Genomic DNA, 26,350 nt, shown 5'->3' with positions numbered 1-26,350 from the left:
CTTCGTCAGCGCACCGCGCCGATGGGCCGTGCGGATGGCGCGGCCCGATCATTATTCGACAGAAACTGGCTGACCGCGGCCAGCCTTGATTCGCCGGGGCCCGACGAGTGTTCGCATTCCGGGCAGAGCAGTTCGAAACAGTGATCGACCTGCGACAGCTCCGGCTCACCTTCTTCGCATTTCGGACAACGCGCGGGCAGCGTTACGTGGCCGTCCGCCGCGGTGCCGATCATGCTCAACTCTTCTCTCGTGAGCCGGCCGGCACTGACCAGCGAGCACAGCAAAGCGGCAATTGCCGGATCCATGCCCTGCTGGCCGCGCAGCGCGGCCACTTCTTTCGTCAACGCGTCCACGTCATCCGACTGCTCGCGCAACTGCGCGTCGAGCCGGTCCCCGCGCGCCTTGGCCGCGGCAAGCTGCTGGATAAATTCGAATTCCTTGCGGCTCGCGTCGCGAACGCCGGACTGATAGGTCGCGGCCATGGTCCGAAGCGAATCGAGTTCGACCAGCATCGGCTTGACGCGCCGCTCGGCTTCGGCGACCGCGTCCTTGATCTGTTGCGCATAGTGCTCGGTGCTTTGCCGCAATTCGACGTGCAATGCATCGATCCGGTCGCGCAGCCCGGCATTGGTAGTCTGCTCAGTTTCGAGACGCTGACGCAGCGCTTCGTTTTCCTGCTCGAGCCGGCGCGTGGTCATTTGCAGGCCTTCGCGGTGGACATTGCCGTGCGTGGTTGCGCTCGATAGCTCGGCTTCCAGCGCGCGAACCCGTTCCCAGGCGGCTTCGGCGCGGGCTTCACTACGCCTGATCGCTTCGTCAGCCGCGTCGCGGCGAATTTCGGCGTCCCGCGTACGCTGGTCGGCTACGGCGAGTTGCGCGTGGATTTCCTCGCGTTCGCTATCGAGCGCCATTTTTGCCTGCGCGATGGCTTCTTCGAACAGCGCACCCAGCAGCTCGCCCGCGCGATCTTCGAGTGCCTTGGGGATCGCGCCCGCGCCAATCTTCACGCGCGACGCATTGCGGATACGTTCCCAGAAATGGTCGATGTCTTTCGGAATATCGCTCGCACTGCCTGTCTGGGTCAGATCGCGAACCGCCGCCATTGACGGACGGATGCCCAGGTCGAAAAAGAGCCGCTTACATGCGTGCAGTGAAAGATCCTGCCGGCGCATCCCCTGAGTGCGCATCGTTTCAAGCTCATCACGAATGGTTTGCCGTTCCTGATCCAGATTCATGTTTACCTCGATGTCGCTCGAATTGGATGGATCATAACAATTTACGTAGCGTTTGCTACTGATTTGTTCGTGGCGAGGGAATTGGCGGAAACAGACGGTTTTTGCTGGGTGAACTGCGATGGTAAACGCGTGCAGGCAGATTTTTTCCGTGAAACAAAACGAAGAATAGCTGATAACTTATTGTAAATAAAGCAGTTTGCTTGATTTCTTCTTGATCGAGCACTGTTTCACGGATGTGAGGTGATGGTGGGAGGGGTGGGGAGCGAATGTTTTCAGCGCTCGCGGGGGAAAGCTTGAGAGTAATAAAAGTAAACACCCTTGAACCCTTGTTAAAAACGTTAACGCCTCGGCAAAACGTTACCTGGCAGGCATTCCAGCCTGGCAAGGTGAAGCTTTGCGGGAGACGTGGTGAGAGTGTGCGGGAGGGTCGAGTGATGGGGTTCGGGGAGCTCGGTGAGTGGCTGCGGGACAGAACGTGAGCGGGTTCAGGGGACATCGTAAACGCAGGGTTCCAGCAAAGGTGAGGTTTTGCGGGACCTGGAGGCGGTGAATTGCCCGGCAGTGTTCAAAAGTCCCCGGTCGGGTTGGCCGGCGCAAAGGTGAGCGCTTTCGGGACGTTCATGAGTATCGATTTTAGAGGCTGTTTTGAGGCGGTTAACCCGATTGGTGAGCCGGATCGGGAGAAAACGCGAACCGAAGGTGAGGTTTTACGGGAGTGGCCGGCCGTTTTTGCCTCAAATCTGGGCGTTTGACATGCTGAGGTGAGCTTTTACAGGAGCACAGATGGATTTCTCGAGGAAAAAGGCCGCGGTGCGTTAGCTGAACTGCGTGGCCGCGGCTGGAAAGGTGAGCGGATTCGGGATTTCGGCGGTGGGGTGGATCTGTGAAGTGTTTGGGCCGGTGATTCACGACAAAGGTGAGACTTTTCGGGAGGTTTGGAAGCGGATGCTATGGGCTAGGGTGAGGAGATTCGGGACAGAAATGGGGTTTATCGGCCGGAAACGCCCGGCTGATGGTGATAGCGACAAGCATGGTTTACCGGTGCTGGATTTCAAAGGTGAGGATTTTCGGGAGGGTTGATGGCGGTAAGCGGAAAAGCCGGCACCGCTGAAAATCGGTTTGAGGTGAGGGTTTTCAGGAGTTGCGGGAAATTATTGGCCGACGCATGGCTATATAAGCTATTGAAAATGTTGATATTTTTTATTTTCGACATCAAAGGTGAGTGTTTTCGGGATCGGGCGGGGAGAATGAGTTTTGGCGCCGGTAAGCCCCAACGGTGAGGCTTTTCGGGATGATATTTCGGTGAAGGTCGGTGCTGACGGGGCTTGAGCGCGTGTCGTTGTATCCGGTTAGCGGGCGTTAAGGTGAGCTTTTTCGGGGGAATTCCGGTAGCAGCGATGGGGTTGTCGGTCGGCAGGAGACCTCAGGCGCTTCGCCGGAGCTGCCGAGGCCCCAATTCCGTCGGTTGGCTGACGCTTCCACAGACGTTTGTCATCATGGCCGACACATTGCCCGCGAACACAGCAAAACTTGGCCGAAGCGCCACCGCCGGGTGACTACGCAGTCAAATCCTCCCGTTTACGCGACGCCGGGGAAGAAATTCGCAAAATTTTTTTGAGGTGAGAAGATTCGGGATCAATTGCTCTCCGTTGGCGCGGACCCCGGAATCGTCCAGATTCGGAAACGCCGCTACCTGCAAGGAACCCCCGAACCTGGCGGCAGACGCGGAAGGTGAGGGTTTTCGGGAGCGGCCCGAGGTGAGTCGCGCTTCGTAAACTCGCTTCACCGGCAACGGTGAGATAGACGCTATAGACGCGTATCACCACAGCCGGTATCCTCTCGCAAAATCCCTCCTCTGCCCCGACGCATGGCCACCAAGCGCGCTAAAAAGACCGACGTAGTCAGCCCGAGTTCGGCTGAATTGCGCAAAGCCGTCGAGGCAATCGCAATCCAGCCGAAGAGCGGCAAGATTACGCTGCTCACTCGCAAGCTGTTCAACGTGCTGCTCGCCGTGGCGCAACAGGCCGACGAATCGGGCGATACGTATCGGGCGCTGCTGTCGGACATCGTGGCCAATTCGGCGTTCGATTCCAACGATACCGCGCTCGTCAAGGAACACCTGCGCCGGATGGTGTCGGTGCAGGTCGAATGGAGCACCGGCACGTCGAGCCAGAAGCCGGGCCGCAAATGGGGCATCTCGACCCTGATCGCCGACGCCGAAATTCTCGAGGATCCGACCACCCGCCGCGTCTGGGTCGAGTTTTCGTTTGCGCCGAAGATCAAGAAGAAGCTGCTCGACCCGGTTCAGTATGCACGTCTGAGCCTGCAGTTCCAGAGCCAGTTGCGCAGCAGCGCGGGCCTCGCGCTCTACGAGATCTGCGTACGCTATCTGACCAACCCGAGTCATCTGACGATGCGCGAGACGTGGGAATGGTGGCGTCCGATTCTATCGGGCACGCCGGACACCGAAGCGGGCGACGAGGCGAAGCGCGAATACAAGTACTTCAAGCGCGATTATCTGCGCCCGGCTATCGCCGAGGTCAATGCCGTCACGAATATCTTCGTCGAGCTGCTCGAGCATCGCGAAGGTCGGCGTGTCGCCGAAATCCAGTTCCGCGTGACCGAGCGCAAGCAGCCGATGCTCGCGCTCGACGAGCATCCAAACGTGTTCGACAGCACGCTCGTCGACCGGATGGTGAAGATCGGCATCCCGCTGAAAGAAGCGCAGACGCTATATGCGGACAGCGAGGAAAACCGTATTCGCGCCGCGTTGCAGATGACCGAGCAACGCATGCGCAGCACCTCGCTGCCGCCGGTGCGCAGCGCGCCGGCGCTGTTCAAGGATGCGTTGAAGAAAGGCTATGCGCCGCCTGTCGAGACGCTGCCGTCAGCCGGCGGTGTCGGGAAAGTGGCCGCGACGCCGGCCGACGATCTCAAGGCGCGTCTGCTCGGTGAATACTCCGCGTACCGTCGCAAGCAGGCTTACGAGTTGTACAACGAGCAAGGTGAGTCGGAGCAGGATATCGCGCGACAGTCGTTCGAGGAAGAGGAACTGCCGGGACTCGGCTCGCACATGCGGGACGACTGGCGCCGTCGTGGGCTGGATTCGAAGATCGTCGAAACGGCTTTCTTCGATTGGCTTGCGCGCAGAACCTGGGGTGAGCCGACCGATGGCGATCTGCTTGCTTTTACGCTGAGCCAGTCGCGTGCGGCCTGATGGTTGTCGGTGACGGACCTGCCGGTTGAGGGCGGCGACGAACGCGTGCCGCCCCCTGCCAGCTTTACTTCAGCATCTTTTCAATCTGCCTGAGGATGTCGTCGCGTTTTTCACGCGAGAGACCCTTCAGACGTAGCTCGAGCCGATCGTCTCCGTAAGACTTCAGATCGCCGACCGATACCCCATCGAGCTTGATTTCCAGACGTTGCGCGTAGCGTTGCCGGCCGGCCGGCTTGGGGCTTTCCTGCGCGGTCGCCCGGCCCTTGACGATGTCGGCGACCTGCCGCGTGCTCAGATCGTCGGAGAGAATCCGGTTGATCAGCCGCAGCGTTGCGTCCGCCCCCCGAGCCGTGTGATAGCGGCCCACCTGATACGCCATGTTCGAGCCGAACCGGTCGGTGCGTGCGACCATTTCCTGCATGACGGCTTCCGGCAGCTTGGCGATGGACAGTGCGACCGCGATGGTCGATTCGTCGAGCCCCAGATGCTCCGCAAGCTCCTTCTGGCTCTGGAAATGCCGTTCGTCGAGAAAGCGTTTCCAGACGACCGCGTTATCGAAGACCGTCTGCGAGTCGCGCTGGACGTTGAGGTCGTAGCCGAGCTTGTAGCTCTCGATGCCGATCGGCAGATCGACGACGATCGCTTTCACCGTCTCCTTGTTCGCCTCTTTCAGTGCCCGCACTCGCCGGCCGCCATCGCTGACGAAGTAGGTGCCGGGGTTGTCGTAGTCGGGGATGACGTGAATCGCCTGCTGTTGCCCCTGCTTCGCCAGATTGACGGCGAGCTCGGCAATCGACGATTTCAGATAGAAGTGCCGCGGATTGAATGGGCTCGGCTTGATGGTTTTGAGCGCCAGCTCGATGACCTGGCCCGGTCGATAGCCGTGTTCGAGCCTCCACGCGCGGTAGGCCGCCGATTCGTTGGCTGTGTCGACGTTATCGACTTCCTGCAGGCGCGACGGCACGACGGCCGGAATCGCCCGCCCGGCGGTTACGGCGTTTTTGGGCTCGTTTCTGACCAGTCCGTCGATCGCATTCAGGCGATCAAGCGCGGTGCGCTTTTCGCTGCTGGTGGTATCAGGACGTGCTTGAAAGCCTTTGGCGAATTGGGACGGTTTCATTCAGGGTCCTTTATGCGCATAAATTCACGGGAGCAAGGCGGCGATCTCGTTCGCGCACGCCCGTACTTCGATAGCGGCGAGCTTGGCGCCGCGGTCGTTCATCTGAAGCACCGTCTGTCCGAGCGCCATCGCCTGTTTGTAGGCTTCGCGCGTCGGAATCTGGGTCTTGAGCAGAGGGAAGCCGAGTTCCTCCAGCGCGCGCTTCAGTTCACGCGTCAGCATCCGTTTCTCTTCGGTCTTGTTGAGCAGGAAGACGGCGCGCAGATCTTCGTTCATCACCTGGGCTTGCTGAACCAGCTTGACGAGACCGATGCTCGACCAGTAGTCGGCCGGGGATGATGATGTTGGGATTACCGCGACGCTCGCCGCAAGCAGGACAACGCCAGAGACCTTTTCGGTGATGGACGGCGGGCAGTCGACGACGATGATGTCGTAGTCAGCCACGAATTTCTTGATTTCGCGATGGATCTGGCTACCTGCTTCAGAGAGGTTGACGACGTGGAATGGGATGCCGATGTCGCCGTCAGAGGAAGCGCTGGCCCAGTGGATCAGGGTGTTTTGGCCATCCGCGTCGACAACGAGAACGCGTTTGCCTTTCTCGTGAAAGGCAGCACCGAGATGCATCGCGATTGTGCTCTTCCCGACCCCGCCTTTTTGCTGTGTTACCGCGATGATTTCCGCTGCCAAATTTCACCTCCTCTTTTAGACGCAAATGGATTTTACCTGGATGAATTCCTATTTCAAATGATTTGTGTAAACGAGATAGAAATTAGCCGTTCGGCAGAGGGTTTATGCGCATAAAGAGGACGGGGGTGCGTCGCTGGATAGTTAGGCACGTGATGTGGTGAGTGATGCGCTTGCCACATGCGCGGTTTTCGGAGAGCGCCTGCCGCTGTTGACGGAAGGATGCGGCCGACTCTCGCGCACTGGGCACCGGCGTGGAAGCGACTGTCTTCGATTGTCTGGTTAGGGTGCGCGTGAGAGCGATGCACGCCAGGTGCGCGTTGGAGAATGCGAGACTTTATGCGCATAAAGTCCCGACGTCATCGCCGTGGAGAGGATGGTATTCGTCGGGGGTTCAAGCTACGTCGCCTGATGCGGCAACCGGCAAACGTGCCGTCGCACTCTCATCGGCTTTGGGAATGGGTATTGAGGTGCTGTCTTACGCTGGTTTATGCGCATAAACCGGAGAGATCCAAATATCCCTCAGAGGGCGGGCCGGCGCCGCAGTCGGCCAATGCCATCCATACCGCTCACCCGCTATAAAATCTCCTGACGCTCCTCGTGCAACACCCTTCCCACAACGCAGACCTCAAATCCGCAATGATCACCATCTACCACAACCCCCGCTGCTCCAAATCCCGTGCTGCCTGCGATCTCATCACGAACACCTACAACAGCGCGAACGAAGCAACGGAAATCGTCGAATACCTGAAACAGCCGCTTACCGTCGCCGAGCTCAAGGAACTCAATGCCCAGCTTGGCTGCCCTGTCCACGAGATGATTCGTGACACCGAAGCCGAATACAAGGAACTCAATCTCGCCGATCCGTCGCTGACCGACGCGCAGCTATTTGAAGCATTGGCGAAGCATCCGATCCTGCTGCAACGTCCGATCGTCGTTAGAAACGGGCGAGCCGTTATCGGCCGCCCGCCGGAAAACGTCGTGACGCTCTTCGCCTGAGCGGGTGCGTGTCGAAACAAGGTGATTCGCGTGGCGGTGATCCACGCGACGGCGCTAGGCCTTGCCCGGCAGCGCCGCATCCTTCGTGACGATCTTCGTCGGGATAAGGTGCAGTTCGGTGAACGTATCCGCGATGCGTTGCTGTTCCGCAAGCACGCTCGCGTCGATGGGTTTGTAGATATGCGCGTAATGGCGCAGGCCTGATTCGATCACGCTCGCGTCGAGCCCCTGAATCGGCGCGAGTTGCGCGGCGGCCTCGCTGTAATGGCCGCGCACCCACTCTCCCTCTTTGCCGACTTCATTCATCGCGATCGCGAGTACTTCGCCGTTTTGCTGCGCGAATGGCCGGGCGCTCAGAAAAAACTGATGGTGATTCACGATACCTTCGGCATCCGCAAGCAGGCGCGCGTTCGGCTGTCGCTTCGCGGCTTCGAGGAACGGATCCCAGATCGCCCACGCATCGATTGCACCGCGTTCGAATGCGGCGCGAGCATCAGCGGGCGGCAGATAGACGGGCTGAATCTCGTCGTATTTCACGCCGTTTTTCGCTAATGCGGCGACGAGAAACCAGTGCACATCCGAACCTTTGTTCAGCGCGATTTTCTTTCCCTTCAGATCGGCCAATGTTTTGATCGACGCATCCGGATGGACGAGGATGCCTTCAGCATGCGGCGTTGGAATTTCATAAGCGGTGTACACGAAGTTCGCCCCGGCGGCTTGCGCGAACACGGGTGGCGCTTCGCCTACATAGCCGAAATCGATTGCGCCGACATTCAGCCCTTCGAGCAATTGTGGTCCAGCCGGAAATTCGGTCCATTTGACTGCGATGCCGAGCGGCGCGAGCCGCTTTTCGAGCGTGCCGTGCGCCTTGAGCAGCACAAGAGTGCTCGCGGCTTTCTGATAGCCGATGCGAAATTCCTTCGCATGCGCATCGGCGGCAAAAGCGGCGGTGGAGACAACGGGCAACGCGGTGGCGGCCAGCGAAGCGCCCACGCCGGCAAGAAACGCGCGGCGCGTGAGCAGCGGGTGACGGGACATAAGAATGCTCGTTAAAAAGAAAATGACGGGCATAAAACGGCCCGATTGGCTCCGACGATAATTCGTCCGCCGTTCTGGACGAACCGATAAATTCGGATAAGCAAATCACGCGCGCACTGCGAAGCATTGCCCGCCCTTACACTTGCCCATAGCAAGCCCAAGCCCGCCTCGCTGCGGCGAGCCGCCGCGCACCGCTACAATCAGCCAACCGCGCGAAAGCGCGAAAGCCACCGGACAACCACGCAAGATCACCTCCGCGTCAATCGATAAAAAAGGGAAAAGAAACACCGTGCCGCTAACGACAACACTCACCCCGTGGGCCGCCCACGATACGCAGCTCATCCTGTCGTGCGTGCTCGGGCTCGCACTGATCATCGTCTTCATCAGCGTGCTGAAGCTCGCGCCGTTCCTGTCGATTCTGGTCGGCACGTTCGCGGCGGGTTTCACGGCCGGCCTGCCGCTCGAAGCGGTCGCGAGCGCATTCAGCAAAGGCGCCGGCGCGTTGCTCGGCGACGTCGGCATCATCATTGCGCTCGGCGCAATGCTCGGCGCACTGATGGCCGAATCGGGCGCGGCTGACCGGCTCGTGTCGACGATCCTCGAGCACTCGACCCCGCGCACATTGCCGTGGATGATGGCCGTCGTCGCGTTGCTGATCGGTTTGCCGCTGTTCTTCGAAGTCGGTCTCGTGATGATGGTGCCGATCATCTTCGTGATGGCGCGCCGTTCGCAGCAGCCGATCCTGCGCATCGCGATTCCCGCGCTCGCCGGTATGACGACGCTGCACGCGCTGCTGCCCCCGCATCCGGGGCCGCTGATCGCGGTGAGCGCGCTGCACGCCGACCTCGGTCTGACGCTCGGCCTCGGCCTGATCGTCGCGCTTCCCGCAGTGATTCTCGCGGGCCCGCTCTATGGCATCTGGCTGTCCAAACGGATGCACGTCGTCGAGCCCGAGGAAATGGGCAAGCTGTTCACCGCGCAGCAGAACGGCGCCGAGCCTCCGGGCTTCGCGATTTCGCTGATCACGATCCTGCTGCCCGTCGTGCTGATGCTCGGGCGCACGGTCGCGAAACTGCTGCTTCAGCCCGAGACTTTCCTGTTCAACGCGCTGAATTTTCTCGGTGAGCCACTGGTCGCGCTTGGCCTCACCGTACTGCTCGCGGTGGTCGCGCTCGGCTGGTCACGCGGCATGGCGCGCGAGCGCGTCGGCGGCATTCTGCGCAAGAGTCTGCCGCCGATCGCCGCGCTATTGCTGACGATCGGCGCGGGCGGTGGTCTGAAGCAGGCACTCGTCGTCGCGGGTATCAGCACGACGATCGGCAAGATCGCGGTCGGTGCGCATATCCCGCTGATTCTGCTTGCCTGGCTGATCGCCGTCGCGCTGCGCCAGGCCACCGGCTCGGCGACGGTCGCCACGACGACGACAGCCGGCATCGTCGCGCCGGTCGTGGCGGGTTTGAGCACGACGCACAATTCGCTGATGGCGCTCGCGATCGGCGCGGGCTCGGTGTTTTTCTGCCACGTGAACGACGCGGGCTTCTGGATGGTCCGCGAATATTTCGGGCTGCAACTGAAGCAGACGGTGCTGGTCTGGTCGGTGTTGCAGACGATCGTATCCGTCGTTGGACTCGCGCTGACGCTCGTGTTGTGGACCGCGTTGACGTGACGCGTCGTGCGCAAGCCGTGCGCATCCTCGCCGGCCGCTGAGGCACGCGGCGCCGCTCGCTTTTCGCGGCGATGAGTACCGCTTGAACTGGCTGGCAAGCGATGCGCACCCCAACCGCCGCATCCCGATACCTCAATCCTCGCGCTGCTCTCCCGCCTCATCCGCTGTCGCAATCCCGCTCACCGCATGCGCCGCCATCCGCAGCAGCCGGATCTGCTTGCGATAGTTGCGGCAACCGCTGCAAGCCGGCAGATGCAGCCGGATCGCGATCCACTCGCCGGTCGTCAGCGAGCGGTCGAGCGCATCGGATAACAGGCGCGTGATGTCCTTACACTTCCCCATTCGCATCCTCGCTCGATAGGCCCTTTTCGCTCAGGCACGTGCGCAGCCGCAGGCGCGCGCGATAGATCAGCACGCTGCAATGATTCGCGTTGATTTGCAGTTCGGCGCAGATGACCGCGATTTCGAGATCGAGGAACTCGCGCATCATGAACACGCGCCCGATATGCTCGGGCAGATGCTCGAGGCACATCTCGAAGAGGGTCCAGAACTGCTGCTGTTGCAATGCGGTTTCGGGCGTCGGCCATGGACGCGGTTTTGTCGCGCGCGACCAGTGGCCGTTGTCCTTGAAGAGCTCGCGGTCGAGCAGCGCTTCGCCGTCGAGTTCGGATTCGAGCGCCGACAGATTGACCGTGCGCTGCCGGGCACGCAGCGTGTCGACGAGTTTGTGACGAAGGATGCCGAACACCCACGTCTTGTGCTCCGATTGCGCGGCGAACCGGTCGGCCTGGGCCCAGGCGGCCGTCAGTGCTTCCTGAACGGCGTCCTCCGCAGCCGCGGCATCGCGCAACTGCAGACGGGCGAAGCGCACGAGGTCGCGCCGCAATTGGGCGAGATAGACGGGATCGTCGAACGCCGGGCCGCCTACCTGCGCCATCGCGTACTCCGTGGGCGCGTCGGCCGCTGTGTGCGGCGCCGGGCGTGTTGTCCTGAAACGTGGTGATTCTCGTGGTTCATGAGCGAATGGTCGTCCTCGCACGGTCTGCGGATGCGTGCGCCATTCTCTCTCACCAGCGCGTCAAACGGGCCTCGCGATCGACGCCCGGCCTACCCGTCGGCCAACACAGCAAGCCGTTCGCAGCAGAAAGCGCGCAAGCAAAAAGAAAAGGGCGCCAGATAACGAAACGGCGCCCTTTTTGCATTCAGCGTGACCACGGCGGGCGGCGCGCAATGCGTCACCCACTATCCCGCGCCAGCTCTATCCACAACCGCGCGGCTAGCGCGTCGGCGCCTTCCCGCCGCCATCGAGCCCGGCGCCCGTTCGCCACACCTGCTTGCCTTGCTCGGACAGCTCGCCGCAGCTATGCGTGCGATCGGCTTCGGTCCCGTCGACGGCCATTTTGCCCCCCGACGGTTCCTGCGCGCGCTGCTTGGTCTTCTTGCGCGCGGCGACTGCTTCATCATGCGACTTCCCTGCGTAATCCAGACTCATGGCTCGGTCCTCCAGAGTGTCATGGTGGCGATTTGCCTCAAATCATCCCGACCCGATGGCGGGCTTGATTGACAAGGCAAAAGTCTCACTTATCCACAAGGTTATTCAGCGAATCTGTGGATAACTTGGGGGCCCGCGCAGTTATCCACCGGCGGCCCTCGCGTCACCTGTCCGTATCCGCCAGGCGCTGGGCGGGACGTCCCAATTTGCCGCCTGCATTCTGCCGCCTGCTTTCGCCACTCGCGCGGCTTTTGCCTATGATGGACAGGTCCTACCCTTCGCGCGTCGAGCGCCCAATCCGAGGAAGCGAACCATGGCCTATCACATTGCAGTCGTCGTCGGCAGCCTGCGCCGGGACTCGTTCAATCGCCAACTGGCCCAAGCGGTGATTTCCCTTGCTCCGGCTGACTTCACCTTCGAATTCATCGATATCGGCTCCCTGCCGCTCTACTCCCAGGACTACGACGCCGACTATCCGGAAGTCGGCAAGCAGTTGAAACAGCGCGTCGAAGCCGCGAACGGCCTGCTGTTCGTGACCCCCGAATACAACCGCTCGATTCCCGGTGTGCTGAAGAACGCGCTCGACTGGGGATCGCGTCCGTGGGGCACGAATTCGTGGGGCAACAAGCCGGGCGCGGTCATCGGCACGTCGGTCGGCGCGACCGGCTCGGCTCTCGCGCAACAGCATCTGCGTAACGTGCTGGCCTATCTCGACGTCGCGACGATGGGCCAGCCCGAGGTCTTCATCAAGCACGATCCGGCGGTCATCAACGACAAAGGCGAAATCCTGAACGACGGCACGCGCAAGTTCCTGCAGACGTTCGTCGACCGTTACGTCGCGTGGGTCAAGCGGCAGACGGCGGCGTAACGTCCGACGCTCGCGCTGTCATTGCCGCATCGATCGCTGGCCGCCGGCGCCGCATTCGCGGGGCCTAAACATGATGATGTCCGGTCACGCGCTCCCAGCCATGACGCACCGCGAGCTTGAAGCGCTCCCACGTGCTTTCCGGCGACGTGGTTTCCCAATGGCGTCGCGCTTCGGGCTCGATGTCCTCCCACGGACGGTCGTGGAAACGCGCGTCCTTGCCGATTTCCGCGCCATAGCGATAGGCCGGCACGTAGTCTTCGTAGCGCGTGTTCTCGGCGGCGTACTGCTCGTCGTAGTGCGCGCGGAAATCCTCTTCGTATTCCAGATACTCGTTCGGCATCTCGCCGCCCGCGTCCGCGGGCGGCTGACCGCCTTCGGGGACGCTCCCGGACGGCGCCATCACCGCGCCTGAACCCGGCACCGACGCGGCGGCAATCGCGCTGCGGCCCGCGTCGCCGGTGAGCGGATCCACGACGGGCTCGTTCACCGGATCCGTCAGCGGCCGTTCGCCGAGCGGCGGCGGCACGAACGGCTCGGCGTGAGTGCTGCCCGCCGGCGCCGTGTAGGGCGGATCGGACGCCGGTGTGGCGGTGGGCTGCGTGGCACCCGTCACCGAGGCCGCGCCGGTCGCTCCCGCAATGCCTGTCGACTCCGGCATACTCGCTGCGCCCGCCGCCGCAGTCGTCGCGCTCGACGTGCGCGGCGTACCCGGCATCACCGCGCCGACGCCCAGTTCGTCGAGCACCGAATGCTCGCGTGCGCTCGCCGTCCGCGTTTCCGCGTCGGGCAACTGGTTGCCGATATCGGTCGCGCCGAGCCGCACGAGCGTGTTGCGCGCGAGTTCCGCATGCGATTCGCTCGCGGCATGCACGCACACCAGCACCGCGCCGCGCCGCATCGCCTCGGCATAGCGCGCCGTATCGGGCTCGCGCGAACTGGTCGAGAACAGGCTGGACAGAAAGCGCTCGATATTCGCAAGGACGCCGCCACTGGCGACTTCCCCGGTGGCCGAGCCGAGGGACGGTTCGGGGTTCGCCTGCAAATCGATCTTGTCGCGTGCAAAACCGGTTTGCACGAGCGTGTCGCGCGCGCTTTCGGCTTGCATGTAGGTATCGAATAGGCCAATCACGGTATGTTGCATGGTCGTCTCCCGGCATGTTCTGGCGGAACGCGCAATGTCGATGGCGTTGTCCCACCTTCCTCCGGTTTGTCCCGCAACGATCATGCCGGAGCGCAACCGCGCGCCGTTGCGGCCTTTCGGGCGCTCGCGGCACGGCCCGTCCAGGCAAAAAAGCGCGGCATGCCGCCGCGCTTTTACAAGTTCTGGTAAATGACGCCATGCCCGGGCACGCCGTGCGCCGGGCCTCGGGAGCGCTACGTGTCCGCCGGATGCGTCGCCTGATCGGTGTCCGTCTGCGCGACGTTGCGCTGGATCGTTTCGAGCAGCTTCTCGAGCAGACCGATATCGAACGGCTTGGAGAGCACGCGCACGTTCACGTGCCGCGCGCGGTCGAGTTCTTCCGCATAGCCGGTGACGAGAATCACGGGCAACTGGGTGTCGAACGCCAGCACCGCTTCGGCCAGATCGATGCCGTTCATCTTGCCGGGCATGTGAATGTCCGACAGCACGAGATCGAACGGCAGCGGCTCGCCCGTGCTCGCGCGTTTCGCGCGGGCTTCCTCGAGCAGACGCAGCGCGAGGTCGGCATTGAATACGCAGGTGACCCGGTGGCCCATCATCTGCAACAGTGCCTCGGTGCCGGCGGCCACTTCCTGGTTGTCCTCGACGAGCAGCACGCGCAGCCCTTGCGGCGCGTCGCTTTCCGGCGCGCCCGCTTCGGCCGGGTCGGCCGTCTGCGGCTCAGTCGAGGCACGCGGCAGATAGAGACGCACCGACGTGCCCGCGCCGACCGCGCTGTCTATTGCCGCGAGGCCGCCCGAGCTCTCGCAGAACGCGAACACCTGCGGCAGGCCAAGGCCGGTGCCCGCGCCCTTCGGCTTGGTCGTGAAGAGCGGCTCGAAGGCGCGCGCGAGCACGTCGGGCGTCATGCCGGAGCCGGTGTCCTCGAGCGACAACTGCACGAAGTCGCCGGTGATCGGGAAGCCGTCCTCGTGACGGAACACGACATTGCTCGCTCGCACGGTGAAGCGGCCGCCGTTGACCATCGCATCGCGCGCGTTGACGGCGACGTTGATCAGCGCGAGTTCGAGCTCCGCGACATCGACGCGCACCGGCCATGTGTCGGCGCCGCTGTCGATCACGAGCGACACCTTCGCGCCGAGCGATGCGCGCAGCAGTTCGCGGCAGGTCGGCAGCCAGCGCTCGAGCGATAGCGTCTCGGTGCGCAGCGGCTGCTTGCGCGCGACGCCAAGCAGTTGCCGGGTGAGCGACTGGCCGCTCTTGAGCGCGCGCTCCATTGCCGACAGTTCGCGCTCGAGCCCATTGATGCCGCGCCGCCGCACGATCTGCACGTTGGCCGACAGGATCATCAGCAGGTTGTTGAAGTCGTGCGCGACGCTGCCGACCAGCGTGCCGAGCGCTTCCATCTTGCGTGACTGGCGGTACGCGGATTCGATCGAGCGGCGCATCGACGCTTCGGCCTGCCAGCGCTCCCACGCCTCCTCTTCGGCACCGAGGCGCCGCAGCGACAGCCAGATCACGCACCACAGCGCGATCGACGGCGTGAACATCGACAGGATCAGCACGGTCAGGTGCCGATACCAGGCGCTCCAGATGGCCGACGTGCGATAGCCGCACAGCACGTACACCGGATACGAGCCGACGTGGCGGAACGCGACGATCAGATTGCCGCCGGCGAGGATCGAGTGCATCCGCACCACGCCGGCTCCCCGCCCCGCGGCGACCGCCCGCGCGAAGGGCGAATCCGGGGCCATCGCAGCCGGTTCGCGCGGGTTGCGCGGGTACTGCGCGAGCACCGCGCCATCGGTACGCACGAGGCTCATGACGATCGGCATGTCGTCGTCGCCGCCGAGCAGTTCGCGATAGAACGCGTCGAAGTAGCCCGGCCGCAGCGCGATCGAGACGATGCCGGCGAACGAGCCGTCGGCGGTCTTGCGCTCGAGGCCCATGTTGAATACCCGTTCGCCGGCTACGTGCCCGGTCATCACCTTCGACACATGCTCGAGATCGTTGCCGCCGCGGATGCCGACGAAGTCCTCGCGCTCGCCGATCGACAGCGCCGGCGCCGGGTAGAAGCGGCTGCTCGCGAGCAGCGCGCCCTCGCGCCCGAAGATCGACACGGCGGCCACCTGCGGATAGCCGCCGCCCATCGTGCGCAGCTTGTCGTGGATCGTGAATTCGCGCGCGCGGATGCCGTCGTCGTCGAGGTCCTCGGTCAGATCGACGATGCGCGAGTTCAGCGCCTCGTTCATGTCGAACACCTTGAGCGCGTGTTCTTCCGCGACGCGCACCGTGCGCAGCGCCAGGTCGGTTGCGTCGGCTTCGCGCGAGCGCAGATCGGCGAGCGCCATCGCCGCGACGTAGACGAACGGCAGCACGACGGCCACGACCAGCAGCACGATCAGCGTGATGCGCCGCACGTGGAAATTCTGTTCCGGTACCGCGGGGAACGACGTGTCGTCCTGCTCGCGGGCGGAACGACGGGAAGGGCGGCTCGCGCGCGTCGACTCGACGCGGTCAGATGTCATTTTCGTTAATGCCAAAAAAGCGTTCGGAGCGGGCAGCCCCGTATCGGGCCGGTATCGGCACCTCGCTGCCCTCAGAAGAAGCATAGACGGCGGCTGAGGAAAATTTGACGCAAAGCGTGGAGGTCTTGCGTTCGCCGCCGCGGCTGTTCGTAAAAAGTGGCGTTAAAACAGCGATGAATCGGAAAGCGCAAACGTACACAAAAGTATAAATAATAAAAAACCGTTACCAAAACCATTTAATCATTTTTAAAATCCGGCCTGAATGAAAAAATTTCTTTAACAAAATCTGTTCTGGCGAGTTGCCATTGGCACGGGTTTGCTTCGACAATCCATGCCACGATAAAAAGGCCGTCGCTACGTCGTCTGTGCGCCGGATCGTCAAGGTCCGCCGAACGCGTCCTGTCGCGCACGCTCTCCTCTCGCCGGGCAATCCGCATTTCAACAGGCGTTACTGTACCTGGTCGCGGGTCGGTCGGCCTTGTGCCGAAGCGAGCCTCTATCCGTTGTCGAGACGAACACGAACGCGAACACAAACGAGCCGATTCCGCTTTCCGACCCGCCCATACCGCCCGACTTCCCATTGCCATGCTGCCCATTGTGATCGCCGACGATTCGCTGCTCGCGCGCAAGCTACTCACGAAGGCACTGCCGCCGGACTGGGACGTCGACGTGTCCTATGCGACCAACGGTCGCGAGGCGCTGGCGCTGTACCGGGAGGGCAAGGCGTCGGTGATGTTCCTCGATCTGACGATGCCGGACATGACCGGCTACGACGTGCTCGAAGCGTTGCAGCACGAGGATCTGAACACTTTCGTGATCGTCGTTTCGGCCGACGTGCAGCCGCTTGCCCGGGCGCGCGTGCGCGAGCTCGGCGCGCTCGCGTTCATCGCCAAGCCGGTGACGCCCGAGGCGGTCCTGTCCATCCTCAAGGAGTACGGCTTGTATGCCTGAGCCCGCCTTCACCGAAGACCAGCGCGACGCGCTGCAGGAGATCGCCAATCTCGCGATGGGCCAGGCGGCGACGCGCCTCGCGCGGCTGCTCGATTCGTTTATCGAGCTGTCGGTGCCGCGCGTGCGCGTGGTGGCGGTCAGCGACGCGGCGCGCGCGCTGCGCGAGATGACCGGCATCGACGAGACGGTCAGCGCGGTGCGTCAGGGCTTTCGCTCGGACATCAAGGGCGAGGCACTGGTGATCTGCCGCAGCGACGGCATCGCGCAGCTATGCTCGCTGGTGAGCGACTCGTACGCGCGCTCGAGCTACGAGGCGATCGGCGAGCGGGAACTGATGCTCGACGTCGCGAACCTGCTCTGCGGCGCGTGCGTGTCGTCGATACTCGACCAGCTCGGCCGCACGCCGGTGTTTTCCGCGCCGGGTCTGCTCGGCGAGGCGCTCACGCTCGACGAAGTGTTTCAGCCCGGCATGCTGCAATGGCGCAGGGCGCTGCTCGTCGAAGTGAATTTCGCGCTCGAGACCGGGAGTTTTCGCGCGCATCTCGTGATGCTGATGGCCGAAGAGTCGATTCACCATATGAACGAAGCGCTCGACGCGCTGTTGTCCAGTCTATGAATGCATCCGTGGAATCGTTGAGCGACCTCGTGGTCGAGCGGGTCGGCTTCGGCATTTTCGTGCTCGACCGCGACATGAACGTGCTGATGTGGAATCGCTTCATGCAGGACCACAGCGGGCTCCCGGCCGCACAGGTGGTGGGCCGCCCAATCTTCACGCACTTTCCGGAACTGCCGCGCGTGTGGCTGTCGCGCAAGGTCGAGAGCGTGTTCCAGCTCGGCAGCTTTGCCTTCAGCTCGTGGGAGCAGCGGCCATACCTGTTCAGATTCGATCACGACCGGCCGATCACCGGCGGCGTCGACTTCATGCAGCAGGACTGCACGTTCATGCCGCTGATGCGCGAGCGCGAAGTGGTGGCCGTCTGCGTGACGATCTCCGACGTCACGCACGTGAGCATCGTGCAGCGCGAACGCGAGGAGGCCGTCGCGAAGCTGCAGGCCTACGCGAATCTCGACGGGTTGACCGGCATCGCCAACCGGCGCTTCTTCGAAGCGCGCCTGCGCGACGAGTTCACGCGCTGGCAGCGCTACGGCGGCGACCTGTCGATGCTGCTGTTCGATCTCGATCACTTCAAGAAGATCAACGACCAGTTCGGCCACGGCGGCGGCGATACGGTGTTGCGCGTGATGGCGCAGCGCGTCGCCGGCGTCGTGCGCGCGCAGGACACCTTCGGGCGCTTCGGCGGCGAGGAGTTCGCGCTGCTGCTGCCGTGCACGCCGCTCGACGACGCGATGCACGTAGCGGACAAGATTCGCCGCGTGATCGCCGAAACGCCGGTCGAGCTGCTCGGCACCAGCGTGGCGGTGACGGCGAGCCTCGGCGGCGCGGCGGCGCACGCGGGCGTACCCGCGTACGACGTGCTGATCAACGAGGCCGACGCGGCGCTGTATCAGGCGAAGCGGCAGGGACGCAACTGCTCGGTCGCGTTCCGGCCCGCGGAGGTTGATTTGTAGCGCGGCGAGCCGCGCTGGTCCGTGCCGATCCGCCGTCCGTCGCCCCTCGCCGGACGGTCTTCCTCTCCGTCCGCCCATCCGGCCGCGAAACTGCGGCGACCGGCAAAGATTGCTATACTTTTCGCCGTTTCCGGCCACCCAGCCGGATGTTCTGCGCGTGTCCGCGCGCGCGGGTCCACTTGCCCTGCGGGTCGGCATAAAAACTTCTTTGAACGCCTTTCAGCGGGCGCCTCCAGCGGAGATCGTCTTGGCTGTTTCCAATCTTGTCGTGGACGATACTGAAATCGACGCCGCTGCCGCCACGTCCGGCAGCTCGTTTTATCTCGCCATGCGCATCCTGCCGGCGGCGCAGCGCGATGCGATGTATCAGGTCTACGCCTTCTGCCGAGCCGTCGACGACATCGCCGACAGCGATCTGCCGCGCGCCGAACGCGCGGCCGCGCTCGAGCAATGGCGCGCCGACATCGACGCGTGCTATGCGGGCGCGCCGCGCGCGTCGCTGCGCGCGCTCACGCGGCACATTCATACGTTTCATCTGCAACGCGAGGATTTTCACGCAATGATCGACGGCATGGCGATGGACGCCGCCGCCGACATCTGCGCGCCCGACGACGCCACGCTCGACCTCTATTGCGACCGCGTCGCGAGCGCGGCGGGCCGTCTGTCGGTGAGGATATTCGGGATGCGCGAAGAGCCGGGCCGCCTGCTCGCGCATCACCTTGGCCGCGCGCTGCAGCTCACCAATATCCTGCGCGACATCGACGAAGACGCCGATATCAACCGCTGCTATCTGCCGCTCGAACTGCTCGCGCGCGAGGGCATTGCAGTGACGAACCCGCACCAGATCGCCGACGATCCGTCGCTGCCGCGCGTTTGCGCGACGCTCGCCGAGCGCGCGAAGCAGCACTTCGCCGAGTCCGACGCGATCATGGACCGCGAACCGCGTGCGCAGGTGCGCGCGCCGCGCATCATGTCGGGCGTCTATCGCGTGCTGCTCGACCGTACACTCGAGCGCGGCTTCGACATGCCGCGCACGAAGGTCGGCAAGCCGAAGCTGCGCCTGCTGTGGATCGTCGCGCGCTACGCGCTCTTCTGAGCTGATGCCGAAGCTCGTTCACGTGATCGGCGCGGGCGCGGCCGGTCTCGCCGCCGCCGTGCAGTTGCAGCGGCGCGGCGCCCGGGTCGTTCTGCATGAAGCGCGGGACTACGCCGGCGGCCGCTGCCGGTCGTTCTACGACGCGAAGCTCGGCGCGACGCTCGATAGCGGCAACCACATCGTGCTGTCGGGCAATACCGCGACGCTGAACTACATGCGCGCGATCGGCGCCGCCGACGAACTGGCCGGCCCGTCGCTGCCCGAGTATCCGTTCGTCGATCTGGCCACGCGGGCGCGCTGGACCGTGCGGCTGTCGCCGGGGCGGCTGCCGTGGTGGATTTTCGATCCCGACGCGCGCGCGCCGAACACCCATCCGGCCGATTATCTGGCGCTCGTGCCGCTGCTGTTCGCGAAGCCGGGCCGCAGCGTCGCGCAGACGATGCGCTGTAACGGCCCGCTGTGGGACCGGCTGCTCAGGCCGTTGTTGCATGCGCTGCTGAATATCGAGCCGCGCGACGCGTCGGCCGAGCTGACTGGCGCGATGGTGCGCGAGACACTGCTCGCGGGCGGCCTCGCATGCCGGCCGCTCATTGCGCGCAACGGGCTCGGCAGCGCGTTCGTCGATCCGGCGCTGCGGCTGCTGCAACATGGCGGCGCGACGATCCGGCTCGGTTCGCGTCTGCGCGACGTCACGTTCGCGGCCGATCCTGCTCGCGTGCAGGCGCTGCATTTCGTCGACGAGAGCGTGACGCTCGGCGCGAACGAGGCTGTGATCCTCGCGCTGCCGCCCGAAGTGGCGCCGACGCTCGTACCGGGGTTGCGTGCGCCCGACCGCTTCGCGGCGGCGATCAATGTGCATTTCGCCGTCGAGCCGCCGTTCGGCTTGCCGCAAGTGAGCTGCCTGCTGAACGGAACGGCCGGATGGCTGCTCGCGTTCGATGGGCGTCTCTCGGTGACGCTCGCCGATGCCGGGAAGCTGCTCGACACGCCGCCCGATGCGCTCGCGGCAACCGTCTGGGCCGAAGTCGCGCGGGCGGTCGACCTGCCGCCCGCGCCGCTGCCGCCGTGGCAGGTCGTGACAGAGCCGCGCGCGACGTTTGCCGCGCTGCCCGGACAGGAAACGCAGCGGCCGGGCACGCGCACCCGCTGGAACAACCTGATGCTCGCGGGCGACTGGACGGCTACCGGCCTGCCCCCGACGCTCGAAGGGGCGATCCGCTCCGGCCAGAAGGCCGCGGATACGCTGCTGAATCAACCGATGGAACGCTGATGAACGATTTATCTCAAAGCCAGCCGCTCGACGCGGTCCTGCCTGAGTCCGCCGACGCGGTGCCTGATGCGGCAACCTCCGCCACCCCGCTCGACACCTCGATCGCGCGTGCGACCGACGCGATCCTCGCCGCGCAGCAGCCCGACGGCCACTGGCTCTACGAACTCGAAGCCGACGCGACGATTCCGTCCGAATACGTGCTGCTGGTTCACTACCTCGGCGAAACGCCGAACCTCGAACTCGAACAGAAGATCGCGCGTTATCTGCGCCGTATCCAGTTGCCGAACGGCGGCTGGCCGCTCTTCACCGACGGCGCGTTCGACGTCAGCGCGAGCGTGAAGGCGTACTTCGCGCTGAAGATGATCGGCGATCCGGTCGACGCCGAGCACATGGTGCGCGCGCGCGATGCGATCCTCGCGCACGGCGGCGCGGAACACGTGAACGTGTTCACCCGGATCCTGCTCGCGCTGTTCGGCGTGGTGTCGTGGCGCGCGGTGCCGATGATGCCCGTCGAAATCATGCTGTTGCCGATGTGGTTCCCGTTCCATCTGTCGAAGGTGTCGTACTGGGCGCGCACCGTGATCGTGCCGCTGCTCGTGCTGAACGCGAAGCGTCCGCTCGCGCGCAACCCGCGCCGCGTGCGCATCGACGAGCTGTTCCGCGGCGCGCCGGTGAACACCGGCATGAACGAGCGCGCGCCGCATCAGCACGCGGGCTGGTTCGGCTTCTTCCGCTGCGTCGATACGGTGCTGCGCGCGGTCGATGGCCTGTTGCCGAAGGCGACGCGTGAGCGCGCGATCCGCGCGGCGGTCGCGTTCGTCGACGAGCGGCTGAACGGCGAGGACGGCCTCGGCGCGATCTTCCCGGCGATGGCCAATTCGGTGATGATGTACGACGTGCTCGGCTATCCGGCCGATCACCCGCATCGCGCGATCGCGCGCAAGTCGCTCGACAAGCTGCTCGTCGTCAAGGAAGACGAGGCGTATTGCCAGCCGTGTCTGTCGCCGGTGTGGGATACGTCGCTGGTCGCGCACGCGCTGCTCGAAACCGGCGACGCGCGTGCCGCGCGGGCGGCCGAACGCGGGCTCGAATGGCTGCGTCCGCTGCAGATTCTCGACGTGCGTGGCGACTGGATTTCGCGCCGCGCGAACGTGCGCCCCGGCGGCTGGGCGTTCCAGTACCACAATGCGCATTACCCGGATGTCGACGATACGGCCGTGGTCGTCATGGCGATGCATCGCTCGGCGGCGCTCACGCAATCGACGGCCTACCAGGAAGCGATGGCGCGCGCGCGCGAATGGGTGGTCGGCATGCAGAGCAGCGACGGCGGCTGGGGCGCATTCGAGCCGGAAAACACCCAGTACTACCTGAACAACATCCCGTTCTCCGATCACGGCGCGCTGCTCGATCCGCCGACTGCCGACGTGTCGGGCCGCTGTCTGTCGATGCTCGCGCAGCTCGGCGAATTGCCGCAGGCCAGCGAGCCGGCGCGGCGCGCGTTCGAGTACATGCTGCAGGAACAGGAGTCGGACGGTAGCTGGTACGGCCGCTGGGGTCTGAACTACATCTACGGCACGTGGACCGCGCTGTGTTCGCTGAACGCGGCCGGCATGCCGCACGACGATCCGCGCATGAAGCGCGCGGTGCAATGGCTCGTGTCGATCCAGAACGAGGACGGCGGGTGGGGCGAGGGCGGCGAGAGCTACAAGCTCGACTATCGCGGCTACGAGCGCGCGCCGAGCACCGCGTCGCAGACCGCGTGGGCGCTGCTCGGTCTGATGGCGGCGGGCGAGGTCAACCACGAGGCGGTGGCGCGCGGCATCGACTATCTGCAGCGCGAACAGCGCGAGCACGGTCTGTGGGACGAAACGCGCTTCACCGCGACAGGTTTCCCGCGCGTGTTCTATCTGCGTTACCACGGTTATCGCAAGTTCTTCCCGCTGTGGGCGCTGGCGCGCTTCCGTCATCTGAAGCGCAACGGGCTCACGCGCGTCGCGGTCGGAATGTAGCGGATGCCTGGGTCGACCACGCCATCCGCCGGGGCGGGCGCCGGCAGCTTGCCTGTGATCGTCGTGACGGGCATGGCGTTCGAGGCGCGCATCGCGCGCGGTGACGGCGGCGATCGTGTCGAGGCCGTGTACGCGGCGCGCGCCGATCTGCTCGAACGCGCGCTGAGCGCGGCGGTCGCGCGCGGCGCGGCGGGGATCATCAGCTTCGGTACGGCGGGCGGGCTCGCGCCGGACCTGGAGCCGGGCGCGCTGATCGTCGCGGATGCCGTCGATGGGCCGTTCGGGCGGCTCGAGACCGATCGCCAGTGGGCGCACAGGATCGTTGCCGCCGTGACCGCCGCCGGGGCGGCGGAGGGGCTTGCCGGGCGTCTGCGGCGGGGCTCGATGGCGGCGGTCGCCGCACCCCTCATCACCGCCGACGACAAGCGCGCGCTGCACAGCTCAACCGGCGCGCTCGCGGTCGATATGGAATCGCATATTGCCGGCGCGACGGCCGCCGCGCATAGGCTGCCGTTCGCGATATGCCGCGCGGTCGTCGATCCGGCCTGGCGCACACTGCCGCCGGCCGCCACGGCCGGTCTGCGCGACGACGGCAGCACGGCACTCGGGCCGATTCTGCGGGAATTGCTGCGGCAGCCGTCGCAGCTCGGCGCGCTGATCCGTCTTGCCGCCGATGCCCGCGCCGCGCGGACCACGCTGATGCAGGCGCGCCGGGCAATGGGCGAGGGCGGGGTGCTGCGGATGCCGGCCATCGTTTGATGTAGGGGACCTGCGCCGCGATCGATTTTTGTTGTTGTATTCGGCGTTGTCGTGTGGGCAGAAGATGCTCATGCACGGCATTCGTTCTGGCAACAAATGCGTACTTTGTGTCGGCAACGCGCCCTCGTCGTCACTGACTTAGACGTTGGCTGTCCCATACACCGAACTCGATAGCGCGCTGGAGCATGCCAATTGTCAGTATTTCTTTTGGCGGTCTTTTGACTTTATGTCGACGCTCAATCCATCGGGTGATAAACGATAGTCCCAGTTCAAACCCTTCCGGACCAAAATATCGCGCCTCATCGTAATCACCAGGATCAACATTGAAATGCTGGAAAAATGCTTCCATGAATTCGCCCGCATCTATTCCTGTCACCCCTAAATCACGTTCAATCGTTGTGGAAGCTACCAGGATATGCTGTCGCCATAATCCTGCCTGTTTATTTATGAAACTCAAAAGATTATCCGAGAGTTCCAGTGGTTGCGTCATTTATTCTATCCTCCGGTTTGGCAATGTTGTTGTAACGCATGGTCGTTTTTATACTTATTGATACAACATCATAAACGCCAATTACCCACCCGATTTCAGGAATCGTTCTCCCAACGAAAGCCCCTATGTGATTAGTCCACGATAGTTTCAATGTTCCCAGGGTTCCTGTAATAGCTGGCAGATAGGCTTTTTTGAGCCGGATATCAAGCAATTCCCTGCATACAAGCGAAACAATCGATGTTCCTGTCGTTGCCCCGTTTGGTTTGGCTTTCGTCATCAAAAAAGGATATCCAAGAATGATAGCCATTACAGATGCAATATCATGAATTCCTAGTTGTTCCAGCATTTCTTCTGCCATAAGGCATAGATATAATTCCTGAGGCGTCAAATCCTCAAGCGTACCGTAGCTGTAGAGATTGATTTTCTCAGGACTCGAACTGGTGATTAGAAGCTCATATTCATTCATGACCGGTCACTCGTCAGGCGATGTATTCTGTTTAATATCGATAATTGACATTACCGTGCCTGCGCTACTACCGGTAGCCCTCTGGATTGTATATTCCTGTTTTATCCTCGCGAAACTGAGGCTTACATGTTCCATATCGAGTCCCTGACTCCCTGCCTGCTCGACGTGCGTGATAATCACATCACACATGGAAATCCTCAGATATTCGAACGGCAGACTTCCGGCTTTGCGCATGGTCAACACGGCTTGCTTAATGTGTTTTCCCTGAAAACAGAAAGCAGCCAGATTCGGAGTTGCCTTGTCGATTTGATGTACAAAGTGCAAATCTGAAACGGTGGCTTTTGCCGCGCCGCCGCTACCAGACTGCACGCCGTACTTCCGGGTTACGCTCCAGTTCCAACCGACGACTTTAATTTCATCTGGATGTGTGGCGTCTTGTGATTCGCCAGCGATACCGTCAATCTTGATAAAAATGTCTGCCATTCTCGCGCTTTTTAGGTAAAAAATCAGCCTAGCCGAATGTGCGCGTCGAACGAATCAGACAAAACTTAAAAAATTAACCCCAGGCTTCGACGTAGTTACCTTCTGCGGAGCTTCCATTGCGGGCGCCCCGCTGCGCATTGAGCGCCGTTGTTGAAACGCTACTGCGCGGCCGGTGCGGCGGCCGGCTGTCTGGTGTCCGCTGGCGCGGCCTGGGGGGCAGGCGTTTGCACGGCCGATGCGCCGACTGGCGACGCCGCTGGCGGGGCACCCGCTGCGCTGCCTCCCGCGGTATCGCCGGGATCGACGTAGTTGGGCACGTCATTCGGCGAGTCCTTCGCGGCCCCACCCGCCCCACCCGCCCCAGATGCGCCATTCGGTGCCGGCGTCGCCTCCCCCGGATCGGTGTAATTCGGCAGATCACTCGGCGACGCACTCTTCGCCCCACCCGCCCCGGAAGCACCATTCGGTGCTTGCGCCGCGGCACCCGGATCCGAGTAGTTCGGCAGCCCCCCCGCGGCCGGCGCGCCGGCTGCGGGCGCTGCGGCGCCCGTATTCCCCTGATCTTCGTAATTCGGCAGCGGCGCATTGTTGTCGCTCGTGCCGCGCAGACGCGCGCGGCGCTGCTGCGTATAGGCGTCGCGCACGAACGAGTATTTGTCGAGCGCGGCCTGTTGCAGCAGATCGGTCGCGCCGAGCAGGTCCGAGCGCGTGCTCACGAACTGCAGCACGTACAGCGGATTACGCGTCGCCGGTTCCATGTAGTTCAACGGATTGAACTTCACGTCGACGACGAGCCCCATGCTGTCGCGCACCGTGCTCGGCCCGAACAGCGGCAACACGAGATACGGGCCCGACGGAATGCCCCAATGCCCGAGTGTCAGGCCGAAATCCTGGTGATGCTTCGGCAATCCCGCCGGCGTCGCCCAGTCGAGCAGGCCGCCGATGCCGAACACCGAGTTGAACGCGAAGCGCATGATGTCTTCGGTCGCATCGGTGATCTTCAGTTGCAGCAGCGCGTTCGCGGCATTGGTGAGGTCGCCGAGGTTCGAGAAGAAGTTGCTGACGGCGGTGCGCAGCGGTTGCGGCGTCACCTTCTGGTAGCCCTTCGCGACCGGCACCGCGACATAGCGGTCCAGGCCGTCGTTGAAATTGAAGATGACCCGGTTCACGGGCTCGAACGGATCACCGGGCTTGCGGTCGGGCGCGGTTGCGCAACCGGAGATCAGACCCGCGACGGTGAGCGCCAGCGTGGCATTACGTAGTTTCATG

Annotated in this window: 24 protein-coding genes; 11 read left to right on the top strand and 13 right to left on the bottom strand. The window is 63.4% G+C overall.

Annotated elements, in window-relative coordinates; translation table 11 throughout:
- Window positions 1-5 precede the first annotated feature (5 nt).
- Window positions 6-1,235 carry a DNA-binding protein gene (locus QM685_RS07945; protein WP_415114494.1) on the bottom strand — a complete coding sequence of 410 codons (1,230 nt, stop codon included), beginning with the start codon at window positions 1,233-1,235 and terminating at the stop codon, window positions 6-8.
- 1,867 nt (window positions 1,236-3,102) lie between these two features.
- Here QM685_RS07945 and QM685_RS07940 point away from each other — a divergent pair.
- Window positions 3,103-4,452, top strand: coding sequence for a replication initiation protein (locus QM685_RS07940; RefSeq protein ID WP_415114492.1), 1,350 nt, complete (start codon window positions 3,103-3,105; stop codon window positions 4,450-4,452).
- Window positions 4,453-4,516: 64 nt separating this feature from the next.
- Here the strand turns inward: QM685_RS07940 and QM685_RS07935 are convergent, their stop codons facing one another.
- Window positions 4,517-5,572 carry a ParB/RepB/Spo0J family partition protein gene (locus QM685_RS07935; protein ID WP_415114490.1) on the bottom strand — a complete coding sequence of 352 codons (1,056 nt, stop codon included), beginning with the start codon at window positions 5,570-5,572 and terminating at the stop codon, window positions 4,517-4,519.
- A 24-nt stretch (window positions 5,573-5,596) separates the two neighbouring features.
- On the bottom strand, window positions 5,597-6,259 hold the full coding sequence (parA, locus tag QM685_RS07930) for a ParA family partition ATPase (protein WP_415114488.1): 663 nt from the start codon (window positions 6,257-6,259) through the stop codon (window positions 5,597-5,599).
- A gap of 636 nt (window positions 6,260-6,895) precedes the next feature.
- Between parA and arsC the strand changes: the two genes are divergently transcribed.
- A complete protein-coding gene (arsC, locus tag QM685_RS07925; protein WP_415114486.1) occupies window positions 6,896-7,255 on the top strand; it encodes an arsenate reductase (glutaredoxin) in 360 nt (119 codons plus the stop codon).
- 54 nt (window positions 7,256-7,309) lie between these two features.
- Here arsC and QM685_RS07920 read toward each other — a convergent pair whose 3' ends face one another.
- A complete protein-coding gene (locus QM685_RS07920; RefSeq protein WP_415114485.1) occupies window positions 7,310-8,293 on the bottom strand; it encodes a sulfonate ABC transporter substrate-binding protein in 984 nt (327 codons plus the stop codon).
- 289 nt (window positions 8,294-8,582) lie between these two features.
- Between QM685_RS07920 and QM685_RS07915 the strand changes: the two genes are divergently transcribed.
- Window positions 8,583-9,959, top strand: coding sequence for a gluconate:H+ symporter (locus QM685_RS07915; RefSeq protein WP_415114483.1), 1,377 nt, complete (start codon window positions 8,583-8,585; stop codon window positions 9,957-9,959).
- 132 nt (window positions 9,960-10,091) lie between these two features.
- Here the strand turns inward: QM685_RS07915 and QM685_RS07910 are convergent, their stop codons facing one another.
- From QM685_RS07910 to QM685_RS07900, 3 genes are all read right to left on the bottom strand, one after another.
- The gene (locus QM685_RS07910) at window positions 10,092-10,301 is read right to left on the bottom strand and encodes a zf-HC2 domain-containing protein (protein WP_415114481.1); all 210 of its coding nucleotides are present in this window, start codon (window positions 10,299-10,301) and stop codon (window positions 10,092-10,094) included.
- A complete protein-coding gene (locus QM685_RS07905) occupies window positions 10,288-10,896 on the bottom strand; it encodes an RNA polymerase factor sigma-70 (RefSeq protein WP_415114478.1) in 609 nt (202 codons plus the stop codon). Before QM685_RS07905 ends, QM685_RS07910 begins: the two co-directional genes overlap by 14 nt.
- 339 nt (window positions 10,897-11,235) lie before the next feature.
- Window positions 11,236-11,451, bottom strand: coding sequence for a hypothetical protein (locus QM685_RS07900; protein ID WP_415114476.1), 216 nt, complete (start codon window positions 11,449-11,451; stop codon window positions 11,236-11,238).
- Window positions 11,452-11,764: 313 nt separating this feature from the next.
- Here QM685_RS07900 and QM685_RS07895 point away from each other — a divergent pair, with 313 nt between their 5' ends.
- Window positions 11,765-12,319, top strand: coding sequence for an NADPH-dependent FMN reductase (locus QM685_RS07895; RefSeq protein WP_415114474.1), 555 nt, complete (start codon window positions 11,765-11,767; stop codon window positions 12,317-12,319).
- 64 nt (window positions 12,320-12,383) lie between these two features.
- On the opposite strand, the gene QM685_RS07890 is transcribed toward QM685_RS07895, so the two are convergent.
- On the bottom strand, window positions 12,384-13,460 hold the full coding sequence (locus QM685_RS07890) for a hypothetical protein (protein ID WP_415114472.1): 1,077 nt from the start codon (window positions 13,458-13,460) through the stop codon (window positions 12,384-12,386).
- A gap of 233 nt (window positions 13,461-13,693) precedes the next feature.
- Window positions 13,694-15,988: an ATP-binding protein gene (locus tag QM685_RS07885; RefSeq protein WP_415114470.1), complete on the bottom strand. Its 2,295-nt coding sequence runs from the start codon at window positions 15,986-15,988 to the stop codon at window positions 13,694-13,696.
- 585 nt (window positions 15,989-16,573) lie between these two features.
- Between QM685_RS07885 and QM685_RS07880 the strand changes: the two genes are divergently transcribed.
- The 7 genes from QM685_RS07880 (at window position 16,574) to QM685_RS07850 (ending at window position 23,642) form a co-directional block, all read left to right on the top strand.
- Window positions 16,574-16,939: a response regulator gene (locus QM685_RS07880; protein ID WP_415114468.1), complete on the top strand. Its 366-nt coding sequence runs from the start codon at window positions 16,574-16,576 to the stop codon at window positions 16,937-16,939.
- Window positions 16,932-17,555, top strand: a complete 624-nt coding sequence (locus QM685_RS07875) for a chemotaxis protein CheC (protein ID WP_415114466.1) — start codon at window positions 16,932-16,934, stop codon at window positions 17,553-17,555. Before QM685_RS07880 ends, QM685_RS07875 begins: the two co-directional genes overlap by 8 nt.
- On the top strand, window positions 17,552-18,508 hold the full coding sequence (locus QM685_RS07870; RefSeq protein ID WP_415114464.1) for a GGDEF domain-containing protein: 957 nt from the start codon (window positions 17,552-17,554) through the stop codon (window positions 18,506-18,508). Before QM685_RS07875 ends, QM685_RS07870 begins: the two co-directional genes overlap by 4 nt.
- Window positions 18,509-18,755: 247 nt before the next feature.
- The gene (gene hpnD / locus QM685_RS07865) at window positions 18,756-19,604 is read left to right on the top strand and encodes a presqualene diphosphate synthase HpnD (protein WP_415114462.1); all 849 of its coding nucleotides are present in this window, start codon (window positions 18,756-18,758) and stop codon (window positions 19,602-19,604) included.
- A gap of 4 nt (window positions 19,605-19,608) precedes the next feature.
- On the top strand, window positions 19,609-20,874 hold the full coding sequence (gene hpnE, locus QM685_RS07860; protein WP_415114460.1) for a hydroxysqualene dehydroxylase HpnE: 1,266 nt from the start codon (window positions 19,609-19,611) through the stop codon (window positions 20,872-20,874).
- Window positions 20,874-22,883, top strand: a complete 2,010-nt coding sequence (gene shc, locus QM685_RS07855) for a squalene--hopene cyclase (protein ID WP_415114458.1) — start codon at window positions 20,874-20,876, stop codon at window positions 22,881-22,883. The genes hpnE and shc overlap by 1 nt, the downstream gene beginning before the upstream one ends.
- 3 nt (window positions 22,884-22,886) lie before the next feature.
- On the top strand, window positions 22,887-23,642 hold the full coding sequence (locus QM685_RS07850) for a phosphorylase (RefSeq protein ID WP_415114456.1): 756 nt from the start codon (window positions 22,887-22,889) through the stop codon (window positions 23,640-23,642).
- Window positions 23,643-23,772: 130 nt separating this feature from the next.
- Here QM685_RS07850 and QM685_RS07845 read toward each other — a convergent pair whose 3' ends face one another.
- From QM685_RS07845 to QM685_RS07830, 4 genes are all read right to left on the bottom strand, one after another.
- The gene (locus QM685_RS07845) at window positions 23,773-24,132 is read right to left on the bottom strand and encodes a DUF1493 family protein (protein ID WP_415114454.1); all 360 of its coding nucleotides are present in this window, start codon (window positions 24,130-24,132) and stop codon (window positions 23,773-23,775) included.
- Window positions 24,104-24,598 carry an STM2901 family protein gene (locus QM685_RS07840; RefSeq protein WP_415114452.1) on the bottom strand — a complete coding sequence of 165 codons (495 nt, stop codon included), beginning with the start codon at window positions 24,596-24,598 and terminating at the stop codon, window positions 24,104-24,106. The genes QM685_RS07845 and QM685_RS07840 overlap by 29 nt, the downstream gene beginning before the upstream one ends.
- A 6-nt stretch (window positions 24,599-24,604) precedes the next feature.
- Window positions 24,605-25,081: an Hcp family type VI secretion system effector gene (locus tag QM685_RS07835; protein WP_415114451.1), complete on the bottom strand. Its 477-nt coding sequence runs from the start codon at window positions 25,079-25,081 to the stop codon at window positions 24,605-24,607.
- Between the two features lie 158 nt (window positions 25,082-25,239).
- Complete coding sequence (locus QM685_RS07830; RefSeq protein ID WP_415114449.1) at window positions 25,240-26,349, bottom strand: VacJ family lipoprotein; 1,110 nt, start codon at window positions 26,347-26,349, stop codon at window positions 25,240-25,242.
- Window position 26,350: the final 1 nt, after the last annotated feature.

Source organism: Paraburkholderia sp., assembly GCF_047605525.1.
In the GTDB taxonomy this organism is placed as follows: domain Bacteria; phylum Pseudomonadota; class Gammaproteobacteria; order Burkholderiales; family Burkholderiaceae; genus Paraburkholderia.
Note: the sequence above shows the minus strand (reverse complement) of the source record. Positions and strands in the feature narration are given on the sequence as shown.

Coding starts and splice junctions, on each gene's coding strand:
- QM685_RS07945 (WP_415114494.1), bottom strand. CDS start 1,235: ATGAATCTGGATCAGGAACGGCAAACCATTCGTGATGAGCTTGAAACG.
- QM685_RS07940 (WP_415114492.1), top strand. CDS start 3,103: ATGGCCACCAAGCGCGCTAAAAAGACCGACGTAGTCAGCCCGAGTTCG.
- QM685_RS07935 (WP_415114490.1), bottom strand. CDS start 5,572: ATGAAACCGTCCCAATTCGCCAAAGGCTTTCAAGCACGTCCTGATACC.
- arsC (WP_415114486.1), top strand. CDS start 6,896: ATGATCACCATCTACCACAACCCCCGCTGCTCCAAATCCCGTGCTGCC.
- QM685_RS07920 (WP_415114485.1), bottom strand. CDS start 8,293: ATGTCCCGTCACCCGCTGCTCACGCGCCGCGCGTTTCTTGCCGGCGTG.
- QM685_RS07910 (WP_415114481.1), bottom strand. CDS start 10,301: ATGGGGAAGTGTAAGGACATCACGCGCCTGTTATCCGATGCGCTCGAC.
- QM685_RS07905 (WP_415114478.1), bottom strand. CDS start 10,896: ATGGCGCAGGTAGGCGGCCCGGCGTTCGACGATCCCGTCTATCTCGCC.
- QM685_RS07900 (WP_415114476.1), bottom strand. CDS start 11,451: ATGAGTCTGGATTACGCAGGGAAGTCGCATGATGAAGCAGTCGCCGCG.
- QM685_RS07895 (WP_415114474.1), top strand. CDS start 11,765: ATGGCCTATCACATTGCAGTCGTCGTCGGCAGCCTGCGCCGGGACTCG.
- QM685_RS07890 (WP_415114472.1), bottom strand. CDS start 13,460: ATGCAACATACCGTGATTGGCCTATTCGATACCTACATGCAAGCCGAA.
- QM685_RS07885 (WP_415114470.1), bottom strand. CDS start 15,988: ATGACATCTGACCGCGTCGAGTCGACGCGCGCGAGCCGCCCTTCCCGT.
- QM685_RS07880 (WP_415114468.1), top strand. CDS start 16,574: ATGCTGCCCATTGTGATCGCCGACGATTCGCTGCTCGCGCGCAAGCTA.
- QM685_RS07875 (WP_415114466.1), top strand. CDS start 16,932: ATGCCTGAGCCCGCCTTCACCGAAGACCAGCGCGACGCGCTGCAGGAG.
- QM685_RS07870 (WP_415114464.1), top strand. CDS start 17,552: ATGAATGCATCCGTGGAATCGTTGAGCGACCTCGTGGTCGAGCGGGTC.
- hpnE (WP_415114460.1), top strand. CDS start 19,609: ATGCCGAAGCTCGTTCACGTGATCGGCGCGGGCGCGGCCGGTCTCGCC.
- shc (WP_415114458.1), top strand. CDS start 20,874: ATGAACGATTTATCTCAAAGCCAGCCGCTCGACGCGGTCCTGCCTGAG.
- QM685_RS07850 (WP_415114456.1), top strand. CDS start 22,887: ATGCCTGGGTCGACCACGCCATCCGCCGGGGCGGGCGCCGGCAGCTTG.
- QM685_RS07845 (WP_415114454.1), bottom strand. CDS start 24,132: ATGACGCAACCACTGGAACTCTCGGATAATCTTTTGAGTTTCATAAAT.
- QM685_RS07840 (WP_415114452.1), bottom strand. CDS start 24,598: ATGAATGAATATGAGCTTCTAATCACCAGTTCGAGTCCTGAGAAAATC.
- QM685_RS07835 (WP_415114451.1), bottom strand. CDS start 25,081: ATGGCAGACATTTTTATCAAGATTGACGGTATCGCTGGCGAATCACAA.
- QM685_RS07830 (WP_415114449.1), bottom strand. CDS start 26,349: ATGAAACTACGTAATGCCACGCTGGCGCTCACCGTCGCGGGTCTGATC.